Source organism: Bradyrhizobium sp. CCBAU 11386, from assembly GCF_028128955.1.
In the GTDB taxonomy this organism is placed as follows: Bacteria; Pseudomonadota; Alphaproteobacteria; order Rhizobiales; family Xanthobacteraceae; genus Bradyrhizobium.
Genome location: NZ_LBKA01000247.1, coordinates 86856 through 104629 on the forward strand (window position 1 = coordinate 86856; position 17774 = coordinate 104629).

Annotated in this window: 13 protein-coding genes; 5 read left to right on the forward strand and 8 right to left on the reverse strand. The window is 65.3% G+C overall.

Annotated elements, in window-relative coordinates:
* Positions 1 to 72: 72 nt before the first annotated feature.
* The 4 genes from XI09_RS30520 to XI09_RS30535 all read right to left on the reverse strand — a co-directional run bounded on the left by XI09_RS30520 (position 73) and on the right by XI09_RS30535 (position 4143).
* Positions 73 to 396 (reverse strand): cupredoxin domain-containing protein, encoded by a 324-nt coding sequence (locus XI09_RS30520; protein ID WP_271570149.1) that lies wholly within the window; start codon positions 394 to 396, stop codon positions 73 to 75.
* Between the two features lie 25 nt (positions 397 to 421).
* Positions 422 to 1366: a metallophosphoesterase family protein gene (locus XI09_RS30525; RefSeq protein ID WP_271570150.1), complete on the reverse strand. Its 945-nt coding sequence runs from the start codon at positions 1364 to 1366 to the stop codon at positions 422 to 424.
* Between the two features lie 263 nt (positions 1367 to 1629).
* Positions 1630 to 2511, reverse strand: coding sequence for an alpha/beta fold hydrolase (locus tag XI09_RS30530; RefSeq protein ID WP_271570151.1), 882 nt, complete (start codon positions 2509 to 2511; stop codon positions 1630 to 1632).
* Positions 2512 to 2523: 12 nt separating this feature from the next.
* Positions 2524 to 4143, reverse strand: a complete 1620-nt coding sequence (locus tag XI09_RS30535) for a GMC family oxidoreductase (RefSeq protein WP_271570152.1) — start codon at positions 4141 to 4143, stop codon at positions 2524 to 2526.
* Between the two features lie 221 nt (positions 4144 to 4364).
* Here XI09_RS30535 and XI09_RS30540 point away from each other — a divergent pair, with 221 nt between their 5' ends.
* Entirely contained in the window at positions 4365 to 5537 is a 1173-nt protein-coding gene (locus XI09_RS30540) for a M20 aminoacylase family protein (protein WP_092192769.1), read from the forward strand.
* Positions 5538 to 5611: 74 nt separating this feature from the next.
* On the opposite strand, the gene XI09_RS30545 is transcribed toward XI09_RS30540, so the two are convergent.
* Positions 5612 to 7240, reverse strand: coding sequence for an inorganic phosphate transporter (locus XI09_RS30545; protein ID WP_271570153.1), 1629 nt, complete (start codon positions 7238 to 7240; stop codon positions 5612 to 5614).
* A 107-nt stretch (positions 7241 to 7347) separates the two neighbouring features.
* Positions 7348 to 8757, reverse strand: coding sequence for a UdgX family uracil-DNA binding protein (locus tag XI09_RS30550; RefSeq protein ID WP_271570154.1), 1410 nt, complete (start codon positions 8755 to 8757; stop codon positions 7348 to 7350).
* Positions 8758 to 8920: 163 nt separating this feature from the next.
* Here XI09_RS30550 and XI09_RS30555 point away from each other — a divergent pair, with 163 nt between their 5' ends.
* From XI09_RS30555 to XI09_RS30565, 3 genes are read left to right on the forward strand one after another with little or no spacing between them, the layout of a single operon-like run.
* On the forward strand, positions 8921 to 9709 hold the full coding sequence (locus XI09_RS30555) for an ImuA family protein (RefSeq protein ID WP_271570155.1): 789 nt from the start codon (positions 8921 to 8923) through the stop codon (positions 9707 to 9709).
* A complete protein-coding gene (locus XI09_RS30560; RefSeq protein ID WP_271570156.1) occupies positions 9606 to 11198 on the forward strand; it encodes a Y-family DNA polymerase in 1593 nt (530 codons plus the stop codon). Before XI09_RS30555 ends, XI09_RS30560 begins: the two co-directional genes overlap by 104 nt.
* On the forward strand, positions 11195 to 14653 hold the full coding sequence (locus XI09_RS30565) for an error-prone DNA polymerase (RefSeq protein ID WP_271570157.1): 3459 nt from the start codon (positions 11195 to 11197) through the stop codon (positions 14651 to 14653). The genes XI09_RS30560 and XI09_RS30565 overlap by 4 nt, the downstream gene beginning before the upstream one ends.
* Before the next feature lie 297 nt (positions 14654 to 14950).
* Here the strand turns inward: XI09_RS30565 and XI09_RS30570 are convergent, their stop codons facing one another.
* Entirely contained in the window at positions 14951 to 15721 is a 771-nt protein-coding gene (locus tag XI09_RS30570; RefSeq protein WP_271570158.1) for an SDR family NAD(P)-dependent oxidoreductase, read from the reverse strand.
* A 203-nt stretch (positions 15722 to 15924) separates the two neighbouring features.
* Entirely contained in the window at positions 15925 to 16212 is a 288-nt protein-coding gene (locus XI09_RS30575) for a hypothetical protein (RefSeq protein WP_092189127.1), read from the reverse strand.
* A gap of 122 nt (positions 16213 to 16334) precedes the next feature.
* On the opposite strand from XI09_RS30575, the gene XI09_RS30580 reads away from it, so the two are divergent.
* On the forward strand, positions 16335 to 17735 hold the full coding sequence (locus tag XI09_RS30580) for a CoA transferase (RefSeq protein WP_271570159.1): 1401 nt from the start codon (positions 16335 to 16337) through the stop codon (positions 17733 to 17735).
* The last annotated feature ends 39 nt before the right edge of the window (positions 17736 to 17774 follow it).

The following is a 17774-nucleotide window of genomic DNA, read 5'->3' on the forward strand; positions in this document are numbered from 1 at the left end:
ACGGAACGCACACGAGCCCGGCCGGCGTGGGACCACCGGCCGGGCAAGACGTTGATGCCTTGGTTGGAGACGTTACTCAACCTTGATCATCCCCGTCATGTGCGGGTGCAACGAACAAAAATATTTGTAGTCGCCCGCATTGGTGAAGGTGAACGAGAACTTGTCGTCGGTGTCCAGGGTCTTGGACCTGAACTTGCCGGCCGAGACGATCGTGTGCGGGATGTCGTCCCGGTTGGTCCAGGTGACGGTGGTGCCGGCCTTGATCTTGAGTTCGGCCGGCTGGAAAACGAAATTGTCGATGTGCACGTCCATGTCGTCGGCCCGGGCGGTTGTTGCGGGCAACAGGACGGCCGCGGCCAAAGCGAAACCGAAGTCGCGGCGATTGAGTGTCTTCATTGTCAGCTTCCGTTCAACCCTGGATTCAGCCCCGGAGCGGCGTGTCGATGATCGCGAGCCGCTGCTCGTTCTGCTTGAAGTTGATGCTGGCGACGCCAAGCATGGAGCGGAGCCTTGCGTCCTCGACCTTCATCGGACCGGGCGAGGGCGCGGCCCCCGGCGCCGGCTGCGGGAAGGCGGTCGAGCGCGCGGTGTGGAAGGTGACGTTGCCCTCGACCTTCTGCATCACCTGGTGGATGTGCCCGTTCAGCACGGTGACCGAGCCGAAACCCTTGACGTGTTCGAGCGCGCGGCCGCCATCCTCGGTGCCCCAGCCCCATTCCGGATAGACGGTCCAGAGCGGGATGTGGGCGAACAGCACGATCGGCGTCGATTTCGACTTGCCGCGCAGGTCGTCCTCCAGCCAGGCGAGCTGCTCGGCGCCGAGATTGCCGAGGCCGCCGGCCTTGAGGTCGACGACGTTGACGAGGCCGATGAAGTGCACGCCGCCGGCGTCGAACGAATACCAGCCCTGGCCCTTGGTGCCGCGGCCGTAGCGCTCGCGATAGAACTTCACCTCCTCGTCGAGGAAATCATGTTCGCCGGGGACGTAGTGCACGTCCAGCTTGGCCTGCGAGATGATGCGATCGGCATTATCGAACTCGGCGGCTTTCGACAGATGGGTGATGTCGCCGGTGTGGATCATGAACGACGGCTTGGCCGGCATCGCGTTGATCTTGCCCACCGCTTCCTCGAGCGTGCCGAGCGCATTGGGATTGGCCGGCTTGTCGAAGCCGACATGGCTGTCGCTGATCTGAAGGAAGCTCATGCCGGGCGCTGCCGCGGTCGCGGCTTGCGCGGAATCGATGATGCCGAGCGAGCGCGGCACGCCGCCCGTGACGGTCCAGAGCACCCCGGTGCCGGCCCAGGTCATGCATTCCAGCACCTTGCGGCGGCTGACGCCGTCGTCCCCGTGATCGTGTCCGCTCATCGCGCATCTCCGCTTCGCCCGGAATTGGGCTTCGGGGAGGTGATTGGGGGAGGGGTGGACTTATTCCCGGATACGATGACGATTTCGTGAGGTGGCGAGATCTCGTGTCCCGGACGCGGTGCAGCGCCCAAAAGCGCGTTCACGCGCGTCTTCGACGCGCTATGGCGGTGCGCCGCAGAGCCGGGATCCACGCGGCTCGGGTAGTCTGGGCCCCGGCTCTGCGCAGCAGCGTTGCACGCTGCAGCGCGTCCGGGGCACGAGACTTACTTCGCGAATTCGCGCATCGTTTCCACCACGGCTGCCGGCACTTCCTGCGCCACACAGTGCCCGGCGCCCTCAAAGACCAGCGTACTGACGCGCGGAATCAGCGACACCGCACGCGACGCCATCTCCTTGTAGATGGGCCCGGACTTCACGGCGGTCGTGATGCGCACCGGGCAATCGATCTCGGCGAGCCCCATAAACGGATTGCCACGCGCATCGCCGGTGTAAACCTGCTCCATCGCCTCATAGATCGGACGCAGCATCGCGTACTCGATCTCGGGCGTGCAGCAGAGTCGGACCCGGCCATCGTCGAGTTGCATGAAGCCGTGTTGGACATAGGCGCGTAGCGAGGTCTCGGTCCAATCCGCAAACGTCGGCGCGGTGCGGTAGCGCTCGAACACAGCATCGGCACTGTCGAACTCGGCGCGTCGGCGCAGCGTGCCCTCGACGCGGGCGAGGGATTCGTCGTTCAATCCCCCGGAGCGCGCCGCGCGCGGATCCATCACGGTCGGCTCCATCACGAACAAGCGCGTGAAAAGTCCCGGCCGAAGTTTCGCCGTAAGCAGAAGATCGGTCGCGCCCGCACTGTGGCCGATGCCGTAGACATCGTGCAGACCGAGGGCATCGATCACGCGGCAGACGTCCTCGGCAAAATCCAGGAAGTGATAGGTGTCGGGCTTGTGGCTCGCGCCGTGGCCGCGGCGGTCGAGCGCGTAGACAGTGTAGGTCGTTGCAAGCTCGCGCGCGACCTCGTCCCAGACGTCGGCGACGAAACCGGTGCCGTGCAGGAGGAGGGCGGGCGGCTTCCCGCTCTCGCCCCATCGCAACAGCGCGATCTGCGCATCAGTGGGGCCGATGGAGAAGCGATGTGGATTGATCATGGGGACAGGATGCTATTTCGCATCCTCCAGGATCATCGCCGCGCCCTTCTCCGCAATCATCGCGGTCGGCGTGTTGGTGTTGCCCGACGTGATCGTCGGCATGATCGAGGCATCGACGATGCGAAGGCCGTTGAGGCCGTAGAAGCGCAGCCGTTCGTCCACCACCGCCATCGGATCGCTCGCCGCGCCCATCTTCGCGGTGCCGACGGGATGGAAGATGGTGGTGCCGATATCGCCCGCGGCTTTGGCGAGTGACGCATCGTCGTCACCGACGGAAGGGCCGGGCAGATATTCGCTGGGGCGATATTTTGCGAGTGCCTTCTGCTGCATCAGCCGCCGTGTGGTGCGGATGGCGTCGGCGCCGACCTGGCGGTCGTCGTCGGTCGACAGATAGTTCGGTGCGATGATCGGCTTCTCGTCCGGGCTCGCCGCGCGCAGCCGTACGGTGCCGCGCGAGGTCGGCTGGAGATTGCAGGCGCTCACCGTGATGGCGGGGAAGCGGTGCAGGGGATCGCCGAACTTGTCGAGCGACAGCGGCTGCACGTGAAACTGGATGTTGGCGCGTGCGCGTGTTGCATCCGAGCGCGTGAAGATGCCGAGCTGCGACGGCGCCATGGTCAGTGGACCGCGGCGGCGGAAGGCGTAGTCGAGCCCCATCAGGCCGCGGCGGAACAGGTTGTAATAGGTCTCGTTCAGCGTGCGCACGCCCTCGACCTTGTAGATCGCGCGCTGCTGGAGATGGTCCTGCAGATTGCGGCCGACGCCGGGCTTGTCCATCACCACGTCGATGCCGAGCGGCGACAGCCAGTCGGCAGGACCAATGCCGGAGCGATGCAGCACCTGCACCGAGCCGATCGAGCCCGCCGACAGGACCACCTCGCGCTTCGCGCGCGCCTCGATGACCTCGCCGTTCTGGATGAAGCGCACGCCGACGGCGCGGCCCTGCTCGATGATGAGGCGGTCGACCAGTACGTGCTTCTCGAGCCGCAGATTGGGCCGGTTCAGTGCCGGCTTGAGAAAGCCGCGCGCCGACGACCAGCGCCGGCCGCGCTTCTGGTTGACGTGGAAATAGCTCGTGCCTTCGTTGTCGCCGGTGTTGAAATCCGGGATGCGCTTGATGCCCATTTCTTCCGCGGCATCGCCGACGGCATCGAGAACGTCCCACGACAGCCGCGGCGCCTCGATGCGCCAGCCGCCACCCGCGCCGTGATGCTCGCTTGCGCCAAGAAAGTGATCCTCGAGCCGCTTGAACAGCGGCAGCACGTCGTCATAGCCCCAGCCGGTCATGCCGAGCTGGCGCCAATGGTCGTAGTCGGCGGCCTGTCCGCGCATCGAGATCATGGCGTTGATCGCCGAGCAGCCGCCGATCACCTTGCCGCGGGGGTAGGCGAGCGCGCGGCCGTTCAGGCCCGGCTCGGCCTCGGTCTTGAACATCCAGTCCGAGCGCGGATTGCCGATCGCGAAGAGGTAGCCGACCGGAATGTGGAACCAGATCCAGTTGTCGTCGCCGCCGGCTTCGAGAATGAGGACGCGGTTTTTCGGATCGGCCGACAGGCGGTTGGCGAGAATGCATCCCGCCGTGCCCGCCCCGACGACAATGTAGTCAAACTCACCTTCGAGCCGCCTTGGCATTCTGCTTCCACCCAAACAGGCGTCATGCCCGGGCTCGTCCCCGGCATCCACGCGCTTTCTGTCCTAATAGGCAGACGCGGATGGCCAAGACAAGTTGGAGACAGCTGGCGGCAAGTCCGGCCATGACGAGAGGACAGGGCTCCCCCCGATCCGCGGCGGTTAGGTGGACTGCGGCTTGCATGGTAGACAGTTCTGTATTCCCAACAAAGCTTGAGACCCCCATGCCCATCGTGAACCGCGTCGCCGACCTTCAACCCGATATTCAGGCCTGGCGCCGGGACATCCACCAGCATCCCGAGTTGCTGTATGACGTTCACCGCACCGCAGCATTCGTCGCGGACCGCCTGCGTGAATTCGGCTGCGATGAGGTCGTGACCGGCCTCGGCCAGACCGGCGTGGTCGGCGTGATCAAGGGCAGCAAGCCGGCCGGCGAGGGGCTCAAGACCATCGGCCTGCGCGCCGACATGGACGCGCTGCCGGTCGAGGAGCAGACCAACCTGCCTTATGCCTCGAAGAATCCGGGCAAGATGCACGCCTGCGGCCATGACGGCCATACCGCGATGCTGCTTGGGGCGGCCCGCTACCTCGCCGAGACTCGCAATTTTGCCGGCGATGCCGTCGTGATCTTCCAGCCGGCCGAGGAGGGCGGTGCCGGCGGCGCGGCCATGGTCAAGGACGGCCTGATGGAGCGCTTCGGCATCGAGCAGGTCTACGGCATGCATAACGGCCCGGGCATCCCGATCGGCTCGTTCGCGATCCGGCCGGGCCCGATCATGGCGGCGACCGACGAGGTCGATATCATGATCGAGGGTCTCGGCGGCCATGCCGCGCGTCCGCACAAATGCATCGATTCCGTGCTGGTCGGTGCACAGGTGATCACGGCGTTGCAGTCGATCGTGGCGCGCAGCGTCGATCCGCTGGAATCCGCAGTGATCTCGATCTGCGAATTCCATGCCGGCAATGCCCGCAACGTCATTCCGCAGACCGCGACGCTGAAGGGCACCATCCGCACGCTGTCGCCGGAGGTGCGCAAGCTGGTCGAGAAGCGCGTGCACGAAGTGGTGGCGGGCGTGGCGCAGATCACCGGCGCAAAGATCGACCTGCACTACAAGCGCAACTATCCCGTCGTGAACAACCACGCCGCGGAGACTGAGGTGGCGCGGCGTATCGCGAGGCAGGTCGCGGGCGAAGCCAACGTGCACGAGATGCCGCCGCTGATGGGCGGCGAGGATTTCGCCTATATGCTGGAAGCGCGCCCCGGCGCCTTCATTTTCTGCGGCAACGGCGACAGCGCCGGCCTGCACCACCCCGCCTATAATTTCAACGACGAGGCGATCGTGTTCGGCACGTCCTACTGGGTCAAGCTGGTCGAGGAATCGCTCGCGGCGTCTTAAGGCCAAGCCAGAAGCACATATGAAAAGGGCCCGTGCATCGCACGGGCCCTTTGTTTTGAGGGATCTGATCGGCTTCAGAAGATACGCGAGAAGATCACGTAGAGCGTGGCCGACAGCATGATCGCGCAGGGCAGCGTCAGCACCCAGGCCATCAGCAGGTTGCGGATGGTCGACCATTGCAAGCCCGAACCGTTCGCCGCCATGGTGCCGGCGACGCCGGACGACAGCACGTGGGTGGTCGAGACCGGCAGGCCGAACACGTCGGCGGCGCCGATCGTGGCCGCGGCGACGAGCTCGGCGGAGGCGCCTTGCGCATAGGTGAGATGGGTCTTGCCGATCTTCTCGCCGACCGTGATCACGATGCGCTTCCAGCCGATCATGGTGCCGAGACCGAGCGCGATGGCGACCGCGATCTTCACCCAGTTCGGGATGAACTTCGTGGCGGCGTCGAGCGAGCCCTTGTAGGCGTTCAGGGTTGCGACCTCTTCCTTGCTGAGATCGTTTTCCTTGTCCTTCATCAGGAAGCGGATCGCTTCCGAAGTCAGGTACATGTCGTTGCGGGTGTTGCCGACGGCTTCCGCCGGCACCTTGTTCAGCGAGCCGTATTTGGCGACCTGGTCGCCGACATCCTTCACCAGCACGGCGAGCGAAGGATAGGTGCCCTCGTTGATGTGATGCAGCGCGATGTACTGCGTCACCGCCGGACGGGGATCGCCGATGATGCTGTGGCCGGCGCCCTTGGCCGAGATCACCCTGGAGGCGGCCTCCGAGGTCTTCTGGAACTGGGCGACCTGGGATTCCGGCAGCGCGCGGTTGAGCGCGTAGGCGGTCGGCACGGTGCCGATCAGGATCAGCATGATCAGGCCCATGCCCTTCTGGCCGTCATTGGAGCCGTGGGCGAAGCTGACGCCGGTGCAGGTCGCGATCAGCAGGCCGCGGATCCAGAGCGGCGGCGCCTTGTTGCCTTCGGGCGCAGAATAGAGTGCCGGGTTGCGCACGATGAACTTGAGCACCAGCAGCAGCACGGCGGCGCAAATGAAGCCAAACAGCGGCGACAGCAGCAGCGCGTAGCCGATCTCGGTCGCCTTGCTCCAGTCCACGCCCGAGGTGCCGTCGCGGCCGCGCATGACGGCGTTGGCGATGCCGACGCCGATGATCGAACCGATCAGCGTGTGCGAGGACGAGGCGGGCAGGCCGAAGAACCAGGTGCCGAGATTCCACAGGATCGCGGCGATCAGAAGCGCGAACACCATCGCGAAACCGGCGCTGGAGCCGACCTGAAGGATCAGCTCGACCGGCAGCAACGAGACGATGCCGAAGGCGACCGCGCCGGAGGACAGGAGCACGCCGAGGAAGTTGAAGAAGCCCGACCACATCACGGCGACTTCGGCCGGCAGCGAATGGGTGTAGATCACGGTCGCCACCGCGTTGGCGGTGTCGTGGAAGCCGTTGACGAATTCGAAGCCGAGCGCGATCAGCAGCGCGACGAACAACAGGATATAGGGCAGGTAGGTCGTCACCCGCGTGCCGGTCGCGTTGACGTCGGCATAGATGCTGTAGGCGACGAATAGCAGGCCCGCGGCGAGGATGCCGAAGAACAGGATCATCGTCAGCGGATTGAAGCCCTTGTCGAGATTTGGCCGCGAGGCCGGCTGGATCGGCGCGGGATCGGCTACCGCGCGGTCGAATGCTACATCGGTCATGTCAGGACGCCCCTTAACTTTCAGGTAAGGGTATTGTCCGCGATGGATTTGAAGGCTGGATGACAAGCGGCGGTTGCAAGACGTTTTCCCGCCGCTATTTAGGCGATTTAGGCGGCGCGCGCGGATTTCTTCTGCAAGTTGGCCGCGATCTTCAGATCTTCGACAAAGCGCCGATATTCCAGCACCTTGGCTTCCGGATCGGGCAGCCGCAGCAGATAGGACGGATGCACCGTCACCAAAGCCTTGCGGCCGTCGGGAAGGTCGATCAGCCGGCCGCGGGTCTTGCCTACAGGAGTGATCTTGCCGAACACGCTTTGCGCGGCGGTGGCGCCCATCGCCACGACGAGATCGGGTTGAACGGCCGCCAGCTCCCGCTCATACCATCGCCGGCATGCCCGGATCTCCTGTGTATTCGGCTTCTGGTGCAGGCGGATTTTTCCGCGCGGCACGAATTTGAAATGTTTGACCGCGTTGGTGACATAGACCTTCCTGCGATCGACGCCGGCTTCCTCCAGCGCGCGGTCGAGCATCTGGCCGGCGGGGCCGACGAAGGGATGGCCGGCGAGGTCTTCCTTGTCGCCGGGCTGCTCGCCGACCAGCATGATGGTGGCGTCTTTCGGGCCTTCGCCGAACACGGTTTGCGTCGCGTCCTTGTAGAGCGGGCAGGCACGGCAATGCGCGGCCTCCTCGCGGAGCGCTTCGAGATCCTTGGCGGCTGCTTTGTGTCCCATGATGGCTTCCGGACGTGGGGAGATCCGTCCGCCGGTCCAGCGTTCGGCATCGGCGAGCAGGGGTCCAAGTATCGATCCAAGTGTCGATGCGTCCTGGAGGTTCCTCCGGCGCTTCACCGGCGTGTCAGTCGTCGTCAGCCGGTCGGGCTGGAAATGGCGCCGCCAGGTTTCCTCCAGGCGGCCTGGGGCCGGCCACTCCGCCCGGCTGATCCCTGGCGTGAAGGAGATCGCGTGACCGTTCCAATGGGCACAAACGTCAGGCGTGAGGATCGACCAGGGCATGTCGGCAAAACGACGCGCGAAGAACGGCGCGGCGAATGCGACGATGTGATGCTCCGGCTCGAACCAGGCGGCGTAATGCGCCTTCTGCTCGCGCCCGATCTCGCGGAAGCGGACGAGATCGCGCATCCGCTGCGCATCGCGCTGCACGCTGCCAGCCATCGCGGTTGCCTGCGCCACGTCGGGATCGCTCATCGTTGCGAGCAGGTCGTGATCGGCCTTCAACCGCCAGAGCAGGCGATAGAGCAGCGCAAAACGCTCGCCGTCGCGATGCAGGATCGCGATGCGGGCAAGCTCGATGAAATTGGCCGGCACGGTGAACGTGCTTTCGGTCTCGATCGGCGGAAGGCTCGGCGCTTCGGACAGGCCGGGCGGCATCTGGTCGTCCGTCTGGCCTTGCACGTGCCACACCACGTCCGCCGGGGCGACGTGATGCAGGGCGAATGCGCGTGCGGCTTTGCGCCAGCCGTCGAAATCGGTCTCGCTGTCCAGGGTGACGAGGTACATGGCACTCGAATCCTCTTGATTCCGCTCATGAATCCGAAGGCGCGCCAATTCGATTGACTCCTAGGGCGCCGTTAGCTTTATATTAGAACATATCATGAACAAATGAGCCAGCCGCGGGTTCTTATTTTTGAGCCACGGCACCCATCTCAAAGGAGCGGCGAGCATGAGCGGCGCACGCATGAGCGCGCTTGCGACCTTGCGCGGCCAGATCGAGCGCATCGAGACGGCGGAGGTCGTGCATCAGCGCGATCGCGTCGCGCTTGGCCACGGCGAGGTCGACAGCGCGCTGAAGGGCGGGCTTGCGCGTGCGGCGATCCATGAGGTGTTTTGCGAGGGGCGCCAGGGCGCCGCCGCGACCGGGTTTGTCATGGGCGTTGCGGGACGCGTGACCGCGCGCCGGCCGCTGCTATGGGTGCGGCAGGATTTTTCGGAACTGGAAGCCGGCGCGCTGTCGATGAGCGGGCTCGCCGAGCTCGGCCTCGACCCGCGCCGCGTGGTGATGGTGCGCGCGGCCGATGTGGAGAGTGCGCTGCGCACTTCGGCCGATGCACTCGCCTGCGATGCGCTCGGCGCGGTCGTGCTCGAGCTCTGGGGCGAGACGCGGCAGTTCGATCTCGTGGCGAGCCGCAAGCTGACGCTGGCCGCGCAAGGCTCCGGCGTCACCGGCCTGCTGCTGCGGATGGCCGCGCAGCCGCTGCCCTCGACCGCGGAGACGCGATGGATGCTGCGCGCGGCGCATTCGCCGCCGGGCACGATGTGGGATGCCTGGGGCGCGCCGCGCTTCGATGCCGAGCTGTTGCGCAATCGTCATGGCCCGTGCGGCCGGTGGATCATGGAATGGAAGTGTGATGAGTGCCAGTTCAGTGAACCGTCGACGTATTCTCAGCCTGTGGCTGCCGCGCCTGCCCATCGACCGGATCCAGCGGTTCCTTGGCAGCGCCGGACTGCATAAGGACAACGAGCCCAGCGTCGTCGTCATCAAGGACACCAATGCGCTGGTGATCCATGCGCTTGACGATGCGGCGTCGCGCCTCGGCCTGCATATCGGCCAGCCCCTGGCCAATGCGCGGGCGATGTGCCCGGACTTGCGGGTGTTCGATGCCGATGTCGTTGCCGATGCGAAGACGCTGAGCGACATCGCCGACTGGTGCGACCGCTTCACGCCGCTGGTTGCGCTCGATCCGCCGCACGGGCTGTTCCTTGACATCACCGGCTGTGCGCATCTGTTCGGCGGGGAAGCCGCGCTGTTGCAGACGCTCGTCCGCGCGCTCGGCCGACAAGGCTTTGCCGTCAGTGCGGCGATTGCCGGCACCTCGGTCTGCGCGCGGACGCTGACGCGCCAGGTCACAGGCACCATCGTCGCCGATGGCGGGGAGGCGGAGGCGATCAGCCGGCTGCCGGTGTCCGCGCTCGGCGCGGGCGAAGCCATCACCACCGGCCTGCGCCGCGCCGGCCTGAAGACCATCGGCGATGTTGCATCGCGCAGCGCCCACGAGATCACGGCACGGTTCGGCGCGCGGTTCTCCACGCTGCTCGCGCACGCGCTGGGACAGGGCGATGCGCCGATCAATCCGCGAAAGCCGCTGCCTGATTACATCGTGGAGAAGCGCTTTGCCGAGCCGATCGCGACCGATACGATGATCGCGATGACGCTGTCGCGGCTCGCCGACACGTTGATCGCGTCCATGGAGAAGCAGGGCAAGGGCGCGCGCCGGCTGGAGGCCGCCTTCTTCCGCACCGATGGCGTGGTGCGCGCGATCATGGTCGAGACCGGACGTCCGGTGACGCGAAGCGCTGTCATCGACCGCCTGTTCCGCGAGCGGCTCGATGCGCTCGCCGATCCCCTCGATCCCGGCTTCGGCTTCGACATGGTGCGGCTGTCGGCGAGCCGCACCGAGATCGTGGTGCAGGAGCAGCGTGATCTCGACGCCCATGTCCACGACAATGACGAGCTCGCCGCGCTGATCGACCGCATCGCCGCGCGGATCGGTGGCAAGCGCGTCGTCGTGCACCTGCCGCAGGACACGCATATCCCTGAATGTGCGGTGCTGGCCGCGCCGGCGCAGCATCATCTCGCCGCCGCCATGCAGGCCGAATGGCCGGCACGTGTCGAGAGCGAGCCGCCGCTGCGCCCGCTCAGGCTGTTCGACAAGCCTGAGCCGATCAAGGTGCCGTTCGCGACCGTGCCTGATGGTCCGCCGCATCAATTCACCTGGCGCCGCGCGCTGTATGCGGTGGTGCGCGTGGAGGGGCCCGAACGCATCGCCATGGAATGGTGGCGGCAGGACGGCAAGCAGTTCACGCGGGACTATTTCCGCATCGAGGATGCCGAGGGGCTGCGCTTCTGGATTTTTCGCGACGGTCTTTACGAGGGAGAGGTGTTCGACGACGACGGCAAGCCGGCTCCTCCCGGCTGGTATGTGCACGGTCTCTTCGCATGACCGCGTCCGCTTATGCCGAGATCGGCATCACCACCAACTTCTCGTTCCTGCGCGGCGGCTCGGATCCGCGCGCCTATGTGCATCAGGCGAGCAAGCTCGGCATTGCCGCGATCGGCATCGCCGATCACAACACGCTCGCCGGCGTGGTGCGGGCCTACAAGGAGCTCGACAATGACAAGGTGCTGCACAAGCCAAAGCTGCTGATCGGCACGCGCATCGTCTTCATCGACGGCACGCCCGACATTTTTGTCTATCCGCGCGACCGCGCAGCCTATGGCCGGCTCTGTCAGCTGCTCACCAGGGGCAAGCGCGGCGACGACATCACGCGGATCGAGAAGGGCGAGTGTCGTCTCACCTTCCCTGATCTCCTCGAGTTTTCGGAAGGCCAGCTTCTGGTCCTGACCCTGCCGCATCGCTTCGAGCCGGCGCAGGCGCTGGATGTTCTTGCAAAGCTCAAAGCGACCCGCGCCGATGGCGTGTGGCTGGCGGCGAGCCTGGTCTATCGCGGCGACGACCGGCGTCGCCTGGCGCGGCTCGATGATCTCGCGGGAAAAGCAAAGGTGCCGCTGCTCGCGACCAACGAGGTGCTCTATCACGATCCCGGCCGCCGCCCCCTCCAGGACGTGCTGACCTGCATCCGTGAAAAGACCACGATCGAGGCGGTCGGACGGAAGCTCGAGGCCAATGCCGAGCGCTTTCTCAAAACTCCACGAGAAATGTCGCGGCTGTTCCGTGACTTCCCCGAGGCGATCGCGGAGACCATGCGCTTTGCGAACAAGATCGACTTCTCGCTCGACCAGCTCAAATATCAATATCCTGACGAGCCGGTGCCGCCGGGCAAGACCGCGCAAGGGCATCTGGAGGATCTGACCTGGGCGGGCGTCGATAAATATTTTGCCGGCGAAATCGATGACAAGCTGCGTGCCACACTCAAGAAAGAGCTCGCGCTGATCGCCGAGCTGAAATACGCGCACTACTTCCTCACCGTGCACGACATCGTCCATTACGCGCGCAGCCAGAATATTCTGTGCCAGGGCCGCGGCTCGGCGGCGAATTCGGCCGTCTGCTACGTGCTCGGCATCACCTCGGTCGACCCGACCAAGGTCGACCTCTTGTTTGAGCGCTTCATTTCCAAGGAGCGGCTGGAGCCGCCCGACATCGACGTCGATTTCGAGCATTCGCGGCGCGAGGAGGTGATGCAATATGTCTATCGCCGCTATGGCCGCCACCGCGCCGCGATCATCGCCACCGTCATTCACTATCGTCCGCGCAGCGCCATCCGCGACGTCGGCAAGGCGCTGGGCCTGACCGAGGACGTCACCGCCGCGCTCGCCGACACCGTCTGGGGGAGCTGGGGCAGTGGCCTCAACGACATGCAGGTCAAGCAGGCCGGGCTCGATCCGCAAAACCCCATGATCAACCTCGCGGTCGAGCTTGCGACCGAGTTGATCGAATTCCCGCGCCATCTCTCCCAGCATGTCGGCGGCTATGTGCTCACCCAGGATCGGCTCGACACCTATGTGCCGATCGGCAACGCCGCCATGGACGACCGCACCTTCATCGAATGGGACAAGGACGACGTCGACGCGCTCAACATGATGAAGGTCGACGTGCTCGCGCTCGGCATGCTGACCTGCATCCGCAAATGTTTTGATCTGATCGCGGACCACAAGGGCGAGCACTGGGTTCTGGCGAGCGTTCCGCAGGACGATCCCAAAGTCTACGACATGCTGTGTGACGGGGAGTCGCTCGGCGTGTTCCAGGTCGAGAGCCGCGCCCAGATGAACATGCTGCCGCGCCTGAAGCCGCGGACGTTCTACGACCTCGTGATCGAGGTCGCGATCGTGCGGCCGGGGCCGATCCAGGGCGACATGGTGCATCCGTATTTGCGGCGGCGGAACGGCCAGGAGAAGGTGAGCTATCCCTCGCCATCGCCCGAGCATGGTCCCGCGGACGAGCTCTACAAGGTGCTGCACAAGACGAAGGGCGTGCCGCTGTTCCAGGAGCAGGCAATGCGCATCGCGATCGAGGCGGCCAAATTCACCTCCGAGGAGGCCAACGGCCTGCGCCGCTCGATGGCGACCTTCCGCAATGTCGGCACCATCGGCACATACGAGGACAAGCTGATCGGCAACATGGTCGCGCGCGGCTACGATCCCAACTTCGCCAGAAGCTGCTTCGACCAGATCAAGGGGTTTGGCAGTTACGGCTTTCCTGAGAGTCATGCGGCGAGCTTTGCGCAGCTCGTCTATATTTCGTCGTGGCTGAAATATCATCACCCCGACGCGTTCTGCTGCGGCCTGCTGAACTCGCAGCCGATGGGCTTCTACGCGCCGGCGCAGATCGTCGGCGATGCCCGCAAGAACGGCGTCGAGGTCCGCGACATCGACGTGTCCTACAGCTTTGCGCAGAACACGCTGGAGAATACCGGCGGCAAATATTGCGCCGTGCGCCTGGGCTTCCGCCAGATCGACGGTTTCCATTGGCTCGATGAAGACGAAGAGAGGTTGAAACGTTCTCAGCTGTCATTCCGGGGCGCGCCGCTTGGCGCGAGCCCGGAATCCATTGGGCCGCATACGCCTGGCGGAATGGATTCCGGGTTCGTTGCTGACGCGACGCCCCGGAATGACGGCGGGGAGTTGGACTGGGCCGACCGCATCGTCGCCGCCCGCAACCGCCGTCCCTTCACCTCGCTGGAAGACTTCGCCCGCGACACCGGCCTGCCGAAGCGCGCGCTGATCCTGCTCGCCGATGCCGACGCGTTCCGCTCTCTCGGGCTCGATCGCCGCGAGGCGCTGTGGCAGGTGCGGCGGCTGCCCGACGGCGTGCCGTTGCCGCTGTTCGAGGCCGCCACCGCCCGTGAGCAGCCCGACGAGCACGCAAAGCCATTGCCCGTGATGCCGCGCCCCGAGCAGGTGGTCGCGGACTACCAGACCATCCGGCTGTCGCTGAAGGGCCACCCGATGGAATTCCTGCGCGAGATGTTTTCGCGCGAGCGCGTCGTCGCCTGTAAGGACGTCAATCATCAGAACGAGCGGCGCCGTGTCCGCTGCGCCGGCGTGGTGCTGGTCCGGCAGCGGCCGGGCAGCGCCAGCGGCGTCGTGTTCATGACGCTCGAGGACGAAACCGGCATCGCCAATGTCGTGGTGTGGCCCAAGATCATGGAGCAGTACCGCAAGGAAGTGATGGGCGCGCGTCTCATCCTGGTCGAAGGCTATATCCAGAGCAGCCCCGAGAAGGTGACGCATCTCATCGCCCAGCGCATGGTCGACCGCTCGCACGATCTGGTCGGCCTTGCCAACGACTCGCTGACCCGCAAGCATCCGGTGCCATCAGGCGCCGCGCTGATCGAGCCTCTCAACGACGACCGCCGCGATCACGCGGACGCGCCGGCGCAGAAAATCCGCCACCCCCGCAACGTCCGCATCCTGCCGCCGTCGCGGGATTTTCATTGAGGATGTCATCTCTCTCCCACGTCGTCCTGGCGTACGCCAGGACCCATTACCCCAACGGGTCGTTGTTACGCTCGCCGATGGCCACGTAACTGGGAGTTTTCGCCAAACTGCTCTCGGTGGCTATGGGTCCTGGCGTTCGCCAGGACGACGCCGAGTTTGTTGAGCGATCGTGCATCACACTCTCAGTCGTCATGCCCGGGCTTGACCCGGGCATCCACGTCTTTCTGCGCGCGGCAGCGCGTGGATGGCCGGGTCAAGCACGGCCATGACGGCGGAGGGAGTCCCGCGCGCCAGCCCCTAAAAATTCACCCGGTTCGAGATCGCGCCGTCGACGACGAGATTGGAGCCGGTGGTGAACGACGACACCGGGCTGGCCAGAAACACCGCCGCGCTTGCGATCTCCTGCGGCGTCGCCATGCGGCCGGTGGGGTTGCGCTTCATCGCATCCTTGTAGCGCTCGGGCATGTTCTGCTCGATCATGTTCCAGACGCCGCCCTTGAAATAGACGGTGCCGGGCGAGACCACGTTGACGCGGATCTTCTTCTTCGCGTATTGCCGCGCCAGCCCCTTGGCCATGTGGATCAGCGCCGCCTTGATCGGGCCGTAGGAGCTCGCGAGATCGGCCTGCGCGGCCGAGATCGAGGAGATGATGACGAAGGCGGCGTCACCGCTTGTCTCGCCGCTCGCTTCGAGGAACGGTCGCGCGGCATCGAATGCATGCACGGCGCCGAGCACGTCGAGCCGGAAGTTCTGCTCCCAGGACGCCGCATCCTGACCTTGCGCCATCGCGCCGGCATTGGAGAACAGCATGTCGATGCCGCCGAGCTCTTTTGCAGCGCCCTCGACCCAGGATTTCAGCGCCGCGCCGTCGGTGACGTCGACCGGGCTGCCGGTGGCGCGGATACCGCTCGCCTTCAGCTCAGCGACGGTGGACGCAACCTGATCCGCGTTGCGCGCGCATACCGCGACATTGGCGCCTTCGCCGGCCAGCGTCGCCGCAATCGCCCGCCCGATGCCACGCGTGCCGCCGAGGACGATGGCGTTCTTTCCCTTGAGACCGAGATCCATTGTTTTGTTTTCCTTGTTGTTGGTTGTTCGACTTTAGCGGTTTACGCGACGGCGTTGAATACGGTCTCCGCGTCATACCCCGCGAAAGCGGGGTATCCAGTACGCCGCGGCGTCTCGGTTCTATCTCTGGCGTCTCTGGAATACTGGATCATCCGCCTTCGCGGATGATGACACCGTGCTAGACGGCTAAGACCGCGACTATCTCACTCCGGCGCCGCACCCACCGGCGGGCCGCCGGGCGGGCGGTGCAGGAAGGTCAGCGACGTGTAGGCGCCGACCCAGGAGCCGATCGCGGCGAAGGCAACATAGAAGGCGTTTTCGGTGTAGCTGATCACCGCGTAGGAGGAGAGCAGATACCAGATCGCGCTCCAGCTCGCCGCCGGCACGCGCTTGCGCGCGACCACGGCGGAGGTGAACATGACGTAGACCGCGTCGGTGGCCGCCGTTGCGATGAACACGGCGCCTGCGGTGAGGGGATCGATGGCGGCCATTGCATTCCTTTCTGCGATCATGACATGGTCGCGAAAAGTACAGCAGGATCAGGAAAAATGCGCAGCGGTTTTCCGGAAGGATCCGTACTTAAAACAATAACCCGAAAGAGAGAGAAGCGGCCATGCAAAGCCCCGCCGATATTCTCAAGAACATCTGGACCTCCGCCGGCGGTGACGCGGCTGCGCTCGCGTGCGTGCGGCTGACCGGCGAGGAGCCGCAGATCCCGTCCTCGTTTCGTGTCGCTGTCGCCGGCCAAACCACAATCGCTGCCGCAGGCCTCGCCGCCGCCGAAATCTGGCGACTGCGCAGCGGTGAGGCGCAGGACGTCCATGTCGACATGCGCCATGCCGTGGCCGAATGCCGTTCGGAGCGCTATCTGCGCCTCGACGACAAGCCGCCGCCACCGGCCTGGGACGCCATCGCCGGCGTCTACAGGACCGGCGATGGCCGCTTCGTCCGCTGCCACACCAACTTTCCGCATCATCGCGATGCGGTCTGCAAGGTGCTCGCTTGCGAGGCGGAGCGCGAGAAGGTGCAGGCCGCGTTGATGCGGTGGAAGGGCGAGGATTTTGAATCCGCGGCTTACGCTGCAGGCGGCGTCGTTGCCCTGATGCGCTCTTACGACGAGTGGTCCGCACTGCCGCAGGCGCGTGCGCTCGCCGAACTGCCGCTGATGTCGATCGAGAGGATCGGCGAGGCCCCGCCAAAGCCTTGGCCTGAAGGCGATCGCCCGCTGTCCGGCCTCCGCGTGCTCGATCTCTCTCGCGTCATCGCAGGGCCAGTCGCCGGCCGCACGCTCGCCGCGCATGGTGCGGATGTGCTGCTGGTGTCGGGGCCGGAACTACCCGCCATTCCCTGGCTCACCATCGACACCGGCCGCGGCAAGCTCACCACATTCGTCGAGCTGAAGAGCGAGAGGGGCAGGGCGCAGTTGCGCGAGCTGCTCAAGGACGCCGACATTGTCTCGCAGGGCTATCGCCCGCGTGCGCTTGCCGCCCTCGGCTTCGGGCCCGCGGAGGCCGCGAAGATCAACCCCGGCATCGTCTACGTGACGCTGTCAGCCTACGGCCATGCCGGCCCCTGGGCCGAGCGGCGCGGCTTCGACTCTCTGGTGCAAACCACCACCGGTTTCAACCATGCCGAGGGGCAGGCCGCCGGCATCGACGGTCCCAAGGAATTGCCGGCACAGATACTCGATCACGCCACCGGCTATCTCATGGCGTTCGGTGCGATGATGGCCAGGGCGCGCCAGGCCCGCGAAGGCGGCAGCTGGCACGTGCGCGTGTCGCTGGCGCAGACCGGCCGCTGGTTGTGGAATCTCGGCCGGCTCGACGGCGGACTGGACACCCCGGATCTTACGGGCGAGGCCGTACATGCAGCGTTCATCGAGAGCATGCCATCTGGCTTCGGTACGTTGAAAGCGGTGCGCCATTCGGCGCTGCTGTCGAGAACGCCGGCGCAATGGAGCCGTCCGGCGATGCCGCTCGGCAGTCATCCGGCACAGTGGCCGGTGAGAAGCTGACGTGAAGCTGACGCGTCGCAAAATTTTAACGCAAACGGA